This window comes from Glutamicibacter protophormiae (assembly GCF_016894325.1).
In the GTDB taxonomy this organism is placed as follows: Bacteria; Actinomycetota; Actinomycetes; order Actinomycetales; family Micrococcaceae; genus Glutamicibacter; species Glutamicibacter protophormiae.
Genome location: NZ_CP069806.1, coordinates 3163970 through 3178719, shown reverse-complemented (window position 1 = coordinate 3178719; position 14750 = coordinate 3163970). Strand labels below are relative to the sequence as shown.

Sequence of the window (14750 nt, the reverse complement as noted above, 5' to 3'; positions counted from 1 at the left end):
TTCAGACGGAGGAATGACATGCATCGCCCGGCCCCCAAGAAAGACATCAACGAGGATGAGCTGAAGGTCAGCGAGCCCGAGCACGCGGCCGCGGGACTCAAGGCCGTCATGGTGTCCATGGAACGCGGCTTCTCCGAGGCCGGTCCGTCGCGGACCCTGCGCTCCATGCTGCGCATCAACCAGCGCGGCGGCTTCGACTGCCCGGGCTGCGCCTGGCCGGAATCGATCACCGGCGCGCGCAAACCCGCCGAGTTCTGCGAGAACGGTGCCAAGGCCATTGCCGAGGAGGCCAGCGCCCGCACCGTCACCCCCGAGTGGTTCGCCCAGCACCCGATCTCCGTGCTGCAGGACAAAACCGAGTACTGGCTCGGTTCCCAGGGCCGCATCACCAACCCGATGATCATCCACGCGGGGGAGACCCACTACCGCCCGATCAGCTGGCCCGAAGCGTTCGCCACGATCGCCGAGCACGTCAACGCCACCACCCCGGACCGCTGCGTGTTCTATACCTCCGGGCGCACCGCGAACGAAACCGCGTTCATGTACCAGCTGCTGGCCCGTTCGCTGGGCACCAACAACCTGCCGGACTGCTCCAACATGTGCCACGAATCCTCGGGCACCGCGCTGAACCCGACCATCGGCATCGGCAAGGGCACCGTCTCGCTGGAGGACTTCGAGCACGCCGAGGCGATCTTCGTGGTCGGACAGAACCCCGGCACCAACCACCCGCGCATGCTCTCCGCGCTGGCCGACGCGCGCAAGCGCGGGGCGCGCATCGTGGCGGTCAACCCGTTGCCGGAGGCAGGCTTCTTCGGGTTCAAGGACCCGCAGTCGGTCAAGGGCATGCTGGGCAAGGCGGACCCGATCTGCACCGACTTCCTGCAGATCAAGGTCGGCGGCGACCTGGCCCTGTTCCAGGCCTTCGGCCATCTGCTGCTGCAGTTCGAACAGGAGGCCCCGGGCTCCGTGGTGGACCACGAGTTCATCGCCGCGGCGACCGACGGCTTCGAGGCCTACCGGCAGGCCCGCTCCACCATCGACTGGGACGCCACCGAGCAGGCCACCGGGCTGACCCGCGCCGAAATCACGGATGTCGCCCGGCTGCTGGCCAAGTCCAAGGCGACCATCATCTGCTGGGCACTGGGCCTGACCCAGCAGCCGCACTCGGTGCCGACGCTGAAGGAAATCATCAACCTGCTGCTGTTGCAGGGCAACTTCGGCAAACCCGGCGCCGGGGCCTGCCCGGTGCGCGGCCACTCCAACGTGCAGGGCGACCGCACCATGGGCATCTGGGAGAAGCCCACCGAGAAGCTGCTGGCCGCGCTGGACGCCGAGTTCGGCATCGATTCCCCGCGCGAGCACGGCTACGACTCCACCGAGGCGCTGCACGCCTTCGAGAAGGACGAGATCGACGTGTTCGTCTCCATGGGAGGCAACTTCGCCCTGGCCAATTCGGAGACAGAAGCGCTGGAAGCGGGCATGCAGCGCGCCAAGCTGACCGTGCATATCTCCACCAAGCCCAACCGCTCGCACGTGGTGCACGGGCAGACCTCGCTGATCCTGCCCACCCTGGGACGCACCGACAAGGACGACAAGCACCCCGGCGGCGCCCAGTTCCTGTCCGTGGAGGACTCCATGTCGGTGATCCATTCCACCCAGGGGCGGCTGACTCCGGTGTCCAACCACCTGCTGGCTGAACCGGTGATCGTGGCGCGCATGGCCCAGGCCATTCTGGGCGACGACCACGCGGTGGACTGGCGCGCCATGGCCGAGGACTACGATGTGGTGCGCGACCACATCTCCCGGGTGCTGCCCGGATTCGAGGACTTCAACCGCCGCGTGCGGGAAAAGAACGGCTTCGTGCTGCCCAACCCGCCGCGCGATACCCGTTCCTTCGCCACCGACATCGGCAAGGGCCGCTTCACGGTCTCCGAGTTCGAGGCGCTTCAAGCCCCCGAGGGCCACCTGATCCTGCAGACCATGCGTTCCCACGACCAGTACAACACCACGTTCTACGGACTGGATGACCGCTACCGCGGCATCAAGGACGGGCGCCGCGTGATCTTGATCCATCCGGAAGACCTGGAAGCAGCCGGCTTCAAGGACCGCGACCTGGTGGATGTCATCTCCACCTTCCGCGGCACCGAACGCCGGGCCAACCGCTTCCGGCTGGTGTCCTACCCGACCGCCAAGGGCTGCGTCGCGGCCTACTTCCCGGAGGCCAACGCGCTGGTGCACCGCGAGCTGGTAGCCCGCGAGTCCAACACCCCGGGGTTCAAGGCCATGATGGTGCGCTTCGTAGAGCACACCGAGGATCCGGGTCCGACGTTGGACAGCTAGGTTCTAAAACAACAGCCCACAGGTGGAATTCGAACAGAATCCGCCGGTGGGCTGTGCTCGTTCCTGCTGAAAAACCACCGTGAGGACAAGGCCTGGCTGGTGCAAAGTGCATCACGTCAAGCGCTTGCCACCTGAAGGGGCGGTATTGTTGCAGGAGAATGGTAAGGGTCCGGCTCCCGGGTCTGCAGGGAGCCTCAGCAGTCCATCAATGAGGATTCACCTATGAGCGCGGCGCGCAGCAAGGCATCTACTAGCACCAGGCCCGAAGACGAACGCCTGCCCGCAGGACGCACCATCGCCTACGGTTTCCAGCACGTTTTGACCATGTACGGCGGAATTATCGCGCCGCCGCTGGTGATGGGCGGAGCCGCCGGCATGGACACCGCGGAAATGGGCGTCCTCGTGGCCAGCTGCCTGTTCATCGGCGGCCTGGCAACGATCCTGCAGACTCTGGGCGTCCCGTTCTTCGGCGCTCAGCTGCCGCTGGTGCAGGGCACCTCCTTCTCCGGCGTGGCCACCATGATCGCCATCCTCAACGGCGGCGGGGGCATGCCGGCGGTGTTCGGCGCGGTGCTGGCGGCCGGCGCCATCGGCATCGTCATCGCCCCGTTCTTCGCCAAGCTGCTCAGGTTCTTCCCGCCGGTGGTCACCGGCGTGGTCATCACCATCATCGGCATGTCGCTGTTCCCGGTCACCGCCGACTGGGCGATGGGCGGCGCCACGGCGGGCGAGGACTACGGATCGCTGCAGAACATCGCGCTGGCAGCCATCACCTTGGTGATCCTGCTGGCCCTGTCGAAGTCCGGAGTTCCGGCACTGTCCCGCCTGTCGATCCTGCTGTCCATCGTGCTGGGCACCGTCGTGGCCGCGTTCATGGGCCTGGCCGATTTCTCCACCGTGCTGGACGGGGACATCTTCGCCTTCCCGACGCCGTTCGCCTTCGGGTTGCCGGTCTTCGAGCTCGGCGCGATCATCTCCATGATGATCGTGATCCTGGTGACCTACACCGAAACCACCGCGGACATGCTTGCGGTCGCCGAGGTCACCGGTTCCAAGGTCGATGCCAAGCGCATCGCCAACGGCCTGCGCGCCGACATGCTTTCCTCCACCGTCGCCCCGGTGTTCAACACCTTCACCCAGTCCGCCTTCGCGCAGAACGTGGGCCTGGTGGCGATTACCGGCGTGAAGAGCCGCTTCGTGGTGGCCGCCGGCGGCGGCATCCTGGTGGTCCTGGGCCTGCTTCCCGTCCTCGGGCGCGTGGTCGCCTCGATCCCGACCCCGGTGCTCGGCGGCGCCGGCATCGTGCTGTTCGGGTCCGTGGCCGCGGCGGGCATCCGCACCCTGGCCAAGGCCAAGGACGACAACATGAACATGCTGATCATCGCCACCTCCCTGGCCTTCGGCTGCATCCCGATGGTCAAGCCGGACTTCTACGGGCAGTTCCCGACCTGGGTTGGTACCATCTTCCAGTCCAGCATCTCCTCGGCCACCATCATGGCGGTGCTGCTGAACATCATCTTCAACGAGCTGACCTGGCGCAAGAAGGAAGATTCGGGCCGCACCGTCTACAAGCACCAGCTGGCGGGGCTGCAGGACGGCGACCGGTTGATCGACGGCAAGCTCTTCGACAACAAGGGCCTTGAAATCAAGGTGATCGCCGAGGAGCAGGGCGAAGCGGGCGACCGGCCCATGCCGCTCTGACTCGGGAAGAACTCCACAGATCGCGCGAACCGCATTCGGTTCGCGCGATTTTTCTTTTCAGCGCAGTTAGGCGGAAGCCCGCTCGGCCTGAGCCCGGTCCGTCCGGGCGCCGAAGAACTCGCCGCGAACTACGGTGAGGGACCATGCGATTCCGGCGAATGTGACCTGTAGCACACATAATGTGGTAGGTTCAATATTTGAATGAAGTCGGTGCGAAATCCACGGGAGGCGCGTCATGGGCGGGTCCTTGGCTTGGGGGAAGGGCCAGATCGCCCACGGGTATTAACCGCGGGCCGCGGTCGCGCTGTGCCCAGTTCTGCTCCGGGCGGGAATTGCTCCCGCCCCGAGGCTGGGCACGCCAGCTCCCGCTCCACCATGCACGAATCGTTCAAATTCTTTCACTATGCGCCCGCACAGGGCGTAGGAGGTGAGGCGCTGTGGCTTCGGAGGCTGCGGGAACGCCCGGGTGCACCGTCACCGTCAATCATCAAGCCCGAGAATTCACCGGGCCGCCGCATGCCAACGCACTGGACTTCCTGCGCGGCCTCGGGCTGACCTCGTGCAAGGAAGGCTGCGCCGAAGGCGAATGCGGCGCCTGCGCCATTCTGGTGGCGCGCCCCGACGGCGAGCGCTCGCGCTGGACCGCGGTCAACGCGTGCCTGCTGCCGGCCGCCGCGCTGGAGGGGCAGCACGTGCTGACCGCCGAAGGCCTGGGCACCGCAGACGAACCGCACCCGGTGCAACGTGAAATGGCCGAGCGCGGCGGATCCCAATGCGGCTACTGCACCCCCGGATTCATCTGCGCCATGGCCGCGGAATACTACCGTCCCGAACGCGCCGAGGAACAGGTCGCCGAGGCGCCCGTCCACCACGCCGACGGGCCCAACGGCTTCGACCTGCACGCGCTGTCGGGCAACCTCTGCCGCTGCACCGGCTACCGGCCGATCAGGGACGCCGCCTTCGCGCTCGGGGTGCCCGAGCCCGAGGACCAGCTGGCCCAGCCGCCGACGGCCGGCCCCGCGGCCACCGACTACCGCAGGGCGGATACCCCGGCCGGGCAGCCCGGCCGCTACCGCCGGCCCGCCACGCTGTCCGAAGCGCTGCGGATCCTGGCGGAGGAACCCGGAACCCGGGTGGTGGCCGGGGCGACCGACTGGGGAGTCGAGGTGAACATGAAGTTTGCCCGCGCGCAGTCGGTGCTGGCCGTCGACCGGCTGGAGGAGCTGCGCCGGGTGGTGCAGACCGATGACCATGTGGAATTGGGCGCCGCCTGCACCCTGAGCGAGCTTGAACGCGCGCTGGCCGGGCGGATTCCGCTGCTCTCCCTGCTCTGGCCGAACTTCGCCTCGCGGCTGATCCGCAACTCGGCGACCCTCGGAGGGAACCTCGGCACCGGATCTCCCATCGGGGATTCGCCGCCGGTGCTGCTGGCCCTGGACGCGCAGCTGGTGCTGGCCTGCAGTGCCGGGGAACGTGTGGTGCCGCTTCACGACTACTTCACCGGATACCGGCAGACGGTGCGCCGGCCCGATGAACTGATCACCGCGGTCCGCATCCCGCTGCCGCTGGCCCCGCTGGTGTCCTTCCAGAAGGTCGCCAAGCGCCGCTTCGACGATATATCCAGCACCGCCGTCGCCCTGGCCTTCGACGTCGAGGCCGGGCTGATCACCCGCGCGCGGATCGGGCTGGGCGGGGTCGCCGCGACCCCGCTGCGCGCCACCGCCACCGAACAGGCGCTGATCGGACAGGCCTGGAGCGGGGAAACCCTGAGGGGAGCCGGCGGGATCCTGGCCACCGAGGGAACACCCATGGACGACCATCGCGCCAGCGCCGCCTACCGGCAGGCCATGCTGGGCTCCGCGCTGGAGCGGTTCTTCGCGGAGCAGGACAGCGGAACGGGGGCAGGGGCATGAGCATCACGCACAACCAGCGACCGGAGGGCGCGGCAGTGGGCCGGTCCATCCCGCATGAATCGGCCTATGCCCACGTCACCGGTGCGGCGAAGTACACCGAGGATTTGGCCGGAGCCCTGTCCGGGGTGCTGCACGCCTATCCAGTGCAGTCGGCGCACGCCCATGCCAGGCTGCTGGGGCTGGACGCCTCCGCCGCGCTGCAGGTTCCGGGGGTGCGGCTGGTGCTGACCGCTAAGGACATCCCCGGGGTCAACGACCAGGGCGCCAAGCACGACGAGCCGATGCTCCCGGTGGACGAGGTCATGTTCCACGGGCAGCCGGTGGCCTGGGTGCTGGGCGAGGATCTGGAAGCGGCCAAGGCCGGGGCGGCCGCGGTGGCAGTGGACTACGAGCCGCTGGACGCGCTCGTCACGCTGGGCGAGGCCATCGCTGCGAACAGCTTCCACGGCATCCAGCCGGTCATCGACAAGGGCGAACCGGCCGCGGCCCTGGCCGCCGCGCCCCACGCGTTCTCCGGGGAATTCGAATTCGCCGGACAGGAGCACTTCTACCTGGAAACCCAGAGTTCGCTGGCGCACGTCGAATCCGACGGGCAGATCATGGTGCATGCATCCACCCAGCACCCCAGCGAAACCCAGGACATCGTGGCCCACGTGCTGGGGGTCGACGCCCACCGGGTCACGGTGCAGGCGCTGCGCATGGGCGGGGCTTTCGGAGGCAAGGAAATGCAGCCGCACGGGTATGCCGCGGTCGCCGCCCTCGGCGCGGTGCTCACCGGCCGGCCGGTGCGCGTGCGGCTTGAACGCGCCCGGGACCTGAGCATGACGGGCAAGCGGCACGGCTTCCACGCCTCCTGGAAGATCGGCTTCGACGAGCACGGGAAGATCATGGCCTTGGCCGCGCAGCTGACCAGCGACGGCGGGTGGAGCCTGGACCTGTCCGAGCCGGTGCTGACCCGCGCCATGTGCCATATCGACAACGCCTACTGGATCCCCAATATCCAGGTGCGCGGCCGGGTGGCCAAATGCCATAAGACCTCGCAGACCGCCTTCCGCGGCTTCGGCGGGCCGCAGGGCATGCTGGTGATCGAGAACATCCTCGGCGAGGTGGCCCCGAAGCTGGGGCTCAGCGCGCAGGAGCTGCGCCGCCGCAACTTCTACGTCCCCGGCCAGGACACCCCGTACTACCAGCCGGTGCGCCATGCCGAACGGCTGCACCGGGTGTGGGAGCAGGTGCTGGACTCCTCGCAGTTCGCGACCCGCCGGGAACAGATCGAGGCCTTCAATACCGCGCACCCGCACTCCAAGCGGGGCTTGGCCATCACCCCGGTGAAGTTCGGCATCTCTTTCAACTTCACTGCCTTCAACCAGGCCGGCGCGCTGGTGCTGGTCTACAAGGACGGGTCGGTGCTGCTCACCCACGGCGGCACGGAAATGGGCCAGGGAGTGCACACCAAGGTGCTGCAGGTGGCGGCCACCGCGCTGGGCGTTCCGCTGTCCTACCTGCGTCTGGCCCCGACCCGCACGGACAAGGTGCCGAACACCTCCGCCACTGCGGCGAGCACCGGCAGCGACCTGAACGGCGCCGCCGTGAAGGACGCCTGCGAGCAGATCCTGGCCAGGCTGTCCGTGCTGGCCGCCGGGGAACTGGAGGCCGAAGCTTCGGAGGTGGTCTTCGCCGACGGGGCGGCCCATGCCCGCGGGCGGTCCGTGGACTGGAAAACACTGGTGTCCAAGGCCTACTTCAGCAGGATCCAGCTCTCGGCCGCGGGATACTACAGCACGCCGGGACTGCACTGGGACCTGTCAGCCATGCGCGGGGAGCCGTTCAAGTACTTCGCCTACGGGGCGGCGGTGTCGGAGGTGCAGGTCAGCCGTTTCGACGGGTCCTACCAGCTGCGCCGCGTGGACATCGTGCACGACGTGGGTGATTCGCTTTCGCCGCTGGTGGACCGCGGGCAGATCGAGGGCGGTTTCATCCAGGGCGCCGGCTGGCTCACCTTGGAGGACCTGCGCTGGGAAACCAAGGGCCCGCATCGCGGCCGGCTGGCCACCGCCAGCGCCAGCACCTACAAGCTGCCCAGCTTCTCCGAGATGCCGCCGGTGTTCAACGTCGAGTTCCTGCAGGACGCGCACGAGGACGGCGTGGTCTACGGCTCCAAGGCGGTCGGCGAGCCGCCGTTGATGCTGGCCTTCAGCGTGCGCGAGGCGCTGCGCCAAGCGGTTGCCGCCTTCGGCCCGGCTGGGCACAGCGTGAAGCTGGAGTCCCCGGCCACCCCGGAAGCGGTGTTCTGGGCGGTGCAGGAAGCCCGGGACGCCCGGGAAGGCACCGGCCATGTGGATTGAGGAGCTGGCCCGGCTGCGCGCGCAGCGCACCGCGGCGGTGCTGGCCACCGTGGTGTCGGTGCGCGGCCACGCCCCGCGGGAAGCCGGGGCCAAATTCGTGGTCACCGACCGCGAGCTGCTGGGCACCATCGGCGGCGGGAACATGGAGATGCTGGTGGCCGCCCGCGCCAGGGAAATGCTCGCCACCGGAACCAGGTCCCCGGAGCAGCTGGTGCTGCGGCTGAACGACAAGGCGCCGGCGGCCTACGGCAAGCAATGTTGCGGGGGAGAAGCCGTGGTGCTGCTCGAACCGGTGCCGGTGCGGCCGGTGATCGCGGTCTTCGGCATCGGCCACGTGGGCTTGGAACTTGCGCACATCCTTGCCCGCCACGACGTGGAGCTGGTGCTGTGCGATTCCCGCCCCGAGCAGCTCGCGCAGTTGGACGCGTTGGAAGCCGGCAAGCCGCCGGCCGTGATCCGCCGGCAGCACGCGGTGCTCGGCGAGCAGGTGATGGCCGAGCTGCCCGACGGGGCCATGGTGCTGATCATGACCCACGACCACGCGGAGGACTTCCACCTGTGCGACGCGGCGCTGCGCCGCCCGGGCCTGGGCTACGTGGGGCTGATCGGCTCGGCCGCCAAATACGCGCGTTTCACCATGAAACTGGCCGAATCCGGCCACGAGCGGCAGGACATCGCGCGGATCACCTGCCCCATCGGGATGCCCGGGATTCCGGGCAAGCAGCCTGCGGCCATTGCGGTGTCCGTGGCCGCGGACCTGCTGGCCCGGCTCGCCCTAGATGCCGCGCCCCGGAGTCAGGATGTTCTTCCGGTCTAGCGCGTACTTGATCATCTGCTGCGCGTGCAGGGTGGCGTCGTCCAGCTGCCAGGGCAGCTCGGCCTGCTTGACCAGGCCGATGCCGTGCTCGCCGCTGATGGTTCCGCCCAGTTCCAGGGCCAGCCTGGTGATGTCGCCGATGACAACCTCGGCCGCCGCATGGCCCTGCGGGGTGTCTTCGGCCTCGACCGTCGGGTGCAAGTTGCCGTCGCCGGCGTGGGCCACCACGGAGATGGTGCGCCCGTGCTGCTCGGCAATCTGCTCGATGCCGCGGAACACCGCCGCCAGTTCCCCGACGGGCACAGCGACGTCGCAGGAGACCCGCAGCCCCTGGGCGTTCAACGCGGGATTGGCCAGGCGGCGTGCTTCCAGCAGGCTGTCGCCCTCGGCGATCACCACCTCCCGGGCACCGTGCTCGCGGCACAGCTGCGCGGTGTCGCCGGCCGCTTGTTTGGCCTGCAGCCCGGTGAACTGTCCGATCAGCAGGGCGCAGCCGTCCTCCGGCAGGCCGGAGGGCTTGTAGGCCTCGATGATCTGCACGCTGCGCGCGTCCAGCAGCTCCAGCACCTCCGGGGTCTGCGCGCCGTTGACGATCGCGGTCACCGCGCGCCCGGCGTCCTCGACGGTGGGGAAGCTGGCGCGGAAGGTGCGCGGGATGCCCGGGGCGATCGGCTTGAGCCGCACCGTTGCGGAGGTGATGACCCCGAGCGTTCCCTCGGATCCGACGAACAGGCTGGTCAGATCCAGGCCCACGACGTTCTTGCGGGTGCGCGCGCCGGTGCGCAGGATGCTGCCGTCGGCCAGCACCACCTCCAGGGCTGCCACGGAGTCGCGGGTGACCCCGTGGCTGATGCAGCGAAGCCCGCCCGCATTCGTGGCGATGTTCCCGCCGATGGTGGAAATCTCGGCGCTCGCCGGGTCCGGGGCGAAGAACAGCCCGTGGTCCTCCGCCGCCCGGTCCAGCTCCGCGTTGATGACGCCGGCCTGGACCTCGGCCAGCCGGTTGACCGGATCAATCAGCTTGATCCGGTTCATCCGCTCCAGCGACACCACCAGCCCGCCGGCGTAGGCCAGCGCCCCGCCGCTCACGCCGGTTCCGGTACCGCGCACGGACACCTTCACCCCGTGGCGATTGGCCCAGCCCAGCGCCGCCGAGACTTCCTCGGTACTTTCGGGAAACACGGCGGCCAGTGCCGCGCCCTCGGGCATGGCGCGTGACTCGTCCCGGGAAACCCGGTCCAGTTCGGCGCCGCCGGTGACCATGCGGTCGCCGAAGATGTCTTGCAATTCATTGGTCGGCGGGGCGGTCGGGGTGGTTGCGTGCATGGGATCCTTCGATCTGGGAATGGTGCGAGTGAGCTACGCAACATACTTTATATTATAAAATCTGAAGAGCAAGGGAGAATCCGGCGATTGCGGGTGCGATATTCTCATGAAGCGGGAACGAGCGGCTTCCCGGTCGAGGAATTTCGGCGACCAGAAGCAGAAAGCGGGGGACGGTGCCTACACCGGAGCAGCGGCGCGGTGCGCAAAGCAAGGCGGACACCGCGTACGCCCACATCAAGGAGCAGATCGAGCGGGGAGCTTTCGAGCCCTACCAGCGGGTGCTGGCAGCTCCCATCGCGGCCGAGCTCGGGGTGAGCGGGGTGCCGGTACGCGAAGCCATCCAGCGCCTGGCCGCCGAGGGGCTGCTGCAGATCGTGCACAACGTCGGGGCCCGCGTCGCGGTCATCGACGACCACGCCTACCGGGCCGGCATGGAAGCGCTCGCCGTCATGGACGGCACGGCCACCTCGCTGGCCGCCGGGCAACTGGGCGCGGCCGACCTCGAGCGGGCCGAAGCAATCAACCGCAGCATCCTGTCCATGCTCGAGAACTTCGATCCCGCGCTCTTCGAGGAGCTCAACACGCAATTCCACGAGGTGCTGTATTCGGCCTGCCCCAACGAGAGGATTCTGGAACTGGCCCGGTCCGAATGGAAGAAGTTCTCCAGCATCCGCGGGCCCGGCGCCGCCGTGGACCGGGACCGCGCGCGCGAATCCGTTGAAGAGCACGGGGAACTGCTGGATCTCATCCGGGGCTCGGCGCCCAGCGCGCAGATCGAGCAGGCCGCCCGCCGGCATGTGCTGAAATCCCTCGAAGCCAGGACCGGGCACCGCAGCCGGCTGCTGTAGCACTGCACGGTGGGAGCGCCGGCGGGTGCCCCGGCCGGCACCCGGTCGCGGACTAGACTCGGATTATGGAACATCGTGAACTAGGAAGAACACAGCGCAGCGTCTCCGTGATCGGGCTGGGCACCTGGCAGCTCGGCGCCGACTGGGGCTCGGTGGACGAGAACGACGCGCTGGCCGTGCTGGACGCCGCCCACGCAGGGGGCGTGGACTTCTTCGACACCGCCGACGTCTACGGGGACGGACGCAGCGAGCAGCTGATCGGCCGCTGGCTCAAGGCCAACCCGGAGGCGGGCGTCACCGTCGCCACCAAGATGGGCCGCCGTGTGGAGCAGGTACCCGAGGCCTACACGCTTGAAGCATTCCGCGCCTGGAACGACCGCTCGCGCGAGAACCTCGGAATGGACACCCTGGACCTGGTGCAGCTGCACTGCCCGCCCACCGCCGTCTACTCCAGCGACGCGGTCTACGATGCGCTGGACACCCTGGTCGCCGAGGGGCGCATCGCCAATTACGGCGTCTCCGTGGAAACCGTTGGCGAAGCGCTGACCGCCATTGCCCGGCCGAACGTGGCCACGGTGCAGATCATCGTCAACGCCTTCCGCCACAAGCCGATCGAGCAGGTGCTGCCCGCCGCGCGCGAGGCCGGCGTGGGCGTCATCGCCCGCGTCCCGCTGGCCAGCGGCCTGCTGGCCAACCGCTACACCGCGGACACCCGGTTCGCCGCCGACGACCACCGCAACTTCAACCGCGACGGGTCCGCCTTCGACGTGGGGGAGACCTTCTCCGGGGTCGACTACGACACCGGGTTGCAGGCTGCGCGGGAATTCGCGGATCTGGCCGCCGCCGAGGCCCCCGGGGCCTCCAGCGCCCAGGTCGCCCTGGCATGGCTGGCCGCGCAGGACGGGATCAGCACCGTCATCCCCGGCGCCCGCTCCACGGGGCAGGCGCAGGCCAACGCCGCCGCTGGCTCGCTGCGGATCTCCGCGGAGTTCTCTGCTTCCGTGCGCAGGCTCTACGACCAGAAGCTGCGCGCGCAGATCCACCCGCGTTGGTGAATGTTCAGCCAATTGCCCGTTTCCGTACCGTACGCAGACGGGCAATGAGCTGAACAACTTACCGAACCGGCAGGGACCGCCGGGGCCACTCAGGCGATGCGGTAGCCGCGCTTGATGACCGTGGTGATCAGCCCCGGATCGGGCAGGCTCTTGCGCAGCCGGCTGAGCGTCATGTCCAGCGCATGGCGCGAGGGCAGCGAACTGAGCGACGTGGCCAGCTCGTCGCGGGACACCACATTGCCGCGGGCCTGCAGCAGGCAGCGCAGGATCTCGGCATGCAGCGGGGTGAGGGTGCAGTCCTGGTTGTTCAGCGACAGCGTGCGCCCGCGCAGCTGGCACAAGCCGCGGGCGGTATCCACGCTCAGCGTGCCCTGGTCTGACAAGGCGATGACCAGCTGCAGCACCATGGCTCCCATGCGGTGGCGCTGCGGGACCAGCGGGCTGTGCACCCCGGCCTGGAGCAGCGGTTCGGCGGTCACCGGGCCCACCGTTGCTGCCTGCACCCGTTCGTTGAAGGAGCGGACCAGCGTGGGCAGCAGGCCGCGCGCCGCCGCGGCAGTGAGCAGCGTGTGCACGCTGGGGGCGCTGGTGAAGGTCACCGCGTCGAAGCGGCCCGCGCAGATGCCTTCCACCAGGGATGAAATCTGCGGGTCGCCGCTGTTTTCCAGCCAGCGGTACGGTTCGATCTTCACCACGTGCGCCGCCCCGAGCCTGCGGATGTCCCGGGCGAGCGGCCGGTCGTTGTCCGCGTGCATCTGCACCGCCACGCTGGCCCCTGCCACCTCCCCGCGCAGCAGCTCCAGCAGCGCTTCGCTGGTTCCGGCCGACGCGCTGCCTGCCACGGTGAGTCCCAGGGCGCGCACCGCGCCGAGCGCCTTCGCGCCGCGGGTGAAGATCCGGCAGCCCTCCAGCGCCCGGCCCAGCTGGTCTCCCAGGTCGGCGGCTTCCGCGGTGTCGAACCAGCGGCGCAGCCCGTAGGCGGTGGTCACCACCAGCACCGCAGGGGGCTCGGCGATGACCCGGCGCGTCTGGCCGAGCAGGAACTGCTCGTCTTCCAGCGGCGCGAGCCGCAGCAACGGGGTGTGGGTGGTTTCGGCCCCGCGGCGTTGCAGGGCTTCGATCAGTTCGTTCGAACGCCGGTCGCTGGTCACCGCAATGCGGAATCCGGACAGCTGCTGCCCGCTGATCATGCGGTGGCCTCCAAACTCATCTGCTGCGCGGCGTCCAGGCCCAGCGGCAGCGCCGCGACCTGCCCGATGACGATGACCGCGGGGTTGGCGCAGCCCGCCGCCCGCGCGGCGGCCGCCAGCGTGGACAAGGTGGCGTGGGTGGTGCGCTGGGTGCCGGTGGTTCCCGACTCCACGACGGCGCAGGGCGTGTCCGCCGGCAGCCCGCGGCGGCGCAAACCGGCCGCGGTGTGCTCCAGGGTTCCCATGCCCATGAGCACCACGATCGTGCCTCCCAGCACAGCGAGCTGCGCCAGCTGCTGTTCTTCGAGCGGATCATGGCCTGAGATCACGGTGAAGGCGCGGGTCACCCCGCGCGCGGTGACCGGGATGCCGGCCGCGGCTGGCACGGTGATGCAGGAGGACAGCCCCGGAACCACGCTGACCGGGATGCCGGCCGCCGTGGCGGATTCCACTTCTTCGAAACCGCGGCCGAACACGTAGGGATCCCCGCCCTTCAGCCGCACCACGTGGTTCCCGCGGGAGGCTTCCCGGAGCATCAGCTCCTCGATGCGTTCCTGGGTGACCTTGTGGTGCCCGGGCTGCTTGCCCACGTCGATGATCCGGGCCTGCGGCGCGAGCTGGTCCAGGAATTCTCCGGGACCCAAGCGGTCGCAGAAGACCACGTCGGCACTGGCCAGCACGGCGGCCGCGCGCAGCGTCAGCAGCTCCAGGGCGCCGGGTCCGCCGCCGACCAGGGTGATGCGGCCTTCCGCCGTGCCTGGATCCAGCTCGATGACCGGCGTGCCCTGGGCCAGCGCCTGCCGGCGCAGCGCCGAGAACTTCAGGGACTGGCCGGTGCACAGGGCCAGCACGTCGGACTGCCCCAGCAGCGCCAGCGCGCCCAGCGGTGTGCTGGCCTGCAGCAGGGTGTCCACGCACTGCGCCTGCAGGTAGCGTGCGGCGCGTGTTGCGGACCCGGGGGCCGCGGCCAGCAGCACCGTGCATCCGGCGAGGTCCACCTTCGCGCCGATCATTTTTCGCTCTCCCGCGCCGAGAAGCTGGTGCGGCCGCCGTTGCGATGCCACGGGGTGCGCTGATCTGCTGCAGGATTGCGTGGATGATGCTGTGGCATGGGATTTCGCTCCAGGGTGCTCGCTGTTTCGGGTTGTCTCAAATGCTATCCAAGGCTTTTTGCCTGGAAATTTCGCAATTGTTTCGCAGGGAATAAGTTGTCTT

General features: G+C 68.8%; 10 protein-coding genes. 7 read left to right on the top strand and 3 right to left on the bottom strand.

Going from position 1 to position 14750, the window contains the following annotated elements:
• Nucleotides 1-18: 18 nt before the first annotated feature.
• The 5 genes from JQN66_RS14860 (at nt 19) to xdhC (ending at nt 9116) form a co-directional block, all read left to right on the top strand.
• Nucleotides 19-2340, top strand: a complete 2322-nt coding sequence (locus tag JQN66_RS14860) for an FdhF/YdeP family oxidoreductase (protein ID WP_204675718.1) — start codon at nt 19-21, stop codon at nt 2338-2340.
• Nucleotides 2341-2562: 222 nt separating this feature from the next.
• Entirely contained in the window at nt 2563-4041 is a 1479-nt protein-coding gene (locus JQN66_RS14855) for a nucleobase:cation symporter-2 family protein (protein WP_204675717.1), read from the top strand.
• Nucleotides 4042-4478: 437 nt separating this feature from the next.
• Nucleotides 4479-5954 carry a xanthine dehydrogenase small subunit gene (locus JQN66_RS14850; protein ID WP_204675716.1) on the top strand — a complete coding sequence of 492 codons (1476 nt, stop codon included), beginning with the start codon at nt 4479-4481 and terminating at the stop codon, nt 5952-5954.
• Entirely contained in the window at nt 5951-8299 is a 2349-nt protein-coding gene (xdhB, locus tag JQN66_RS14845) for a xanthine dehydrogenase molybdopterin binding subunit (RefSeq protein ID WP_204675715.1), read from the top strand. Before JQN66_RS14850 ends, xdhB begins: the two co-directional genes overlap by 4 nt.
• Nucleotides 8289-9116, top strand: coding sequence for a xanthine dehydrogenase accessory protein XdhC (gene xdhC, locus JQN66_RS14840; protein ID WP_204675714.1), 828 nt, complete (start codon nt 8289-8291; stop codon nt 9114-9116). The genes xdhB and xdhC overlap by 11 nt, the downstream gene beginning before the upstream one ends.
• On the opposite strand, the gene JQN66_RS14835 is transcribed toward xdhC, so the two are convergent.
• Nucleotides 9075-10442 (bottom strand): FAD-binding oxidoreductase, encoded by a 1368-nt coding sequence (locus JQN66_RS14835; protein ID WP_204675713.1) that lies wholly within the window; start codon nt 10440-10442, stop codon nt 9075-9077. The genes xdhC and JQN66_RS14835 overlap by 42 nt on opposite strands.
• 173 nt (nt 10443-10615) lie before the next feature.
• Here JQN66_RS14835 and JQN66_RS14830 point away from each other — a divergent pair, with 173 nt between their 5' ends.
• Both JQN66_RS14830 and JQN66_RS14825 read left to right on the top strand, forming a co-directional pair.
• Nucleotides 10616-11290: a GntR family transcriptional regulator gene (locus JQN66_RS14830; RefSeq protein WP_204675712.1), complete on the top strand. Its 675-nt coding sequence runs from the start codon at nt 10616-10618 to the stop codon at nt 11288-11290.
• Between the two features lie 65 nt (nt 11291-11355).
• Complete coding sequence (locus tag JQN66_RS14825; protein WP_204675711.1) at nt 11356-12345, top strand: aldo/keto reductase; 990 nt, start codon at nt 11356-11358, stop codon at nt 12343-12345.
• An 89-nt stretch (nt 12346-12434) separates the two neighbouring features.
• Here the strand turns inward: JQN66_RS14825 and JQN66_RS14820 are convergent, their stop codons facing one another.
• Both JQN66_RS14820 and cobA read right to left on the bottom strand, forming a co-directional pair.
• On the bottom strand, nt 12435-13535 hold the full coding sequence (locus JQN66_RS14820; protein WP_204675710.1) for a uroporphyrinogen-III synthase: 1101 nt from the start codon (nt 13533-13535) through the stop codon (nt 12435-12437).
• On the bottom strand, nt 13532-14548 hold the full coding sequence (cobA, locus tag JQN66_RS14815) for a uroporphyrinogen-III C-methyltransferase (protein ID WP_239464031.1): 1017 nt from the start codon (nt 14546-14548) through the stop codon (nt 13532-13534). Before cobA ends, JQN66_RS14820 begins: the two co-directional genes overlap by 4 nt.
• Nucleotides 14549-14750 lie beyond the last annotated feature (202 nt).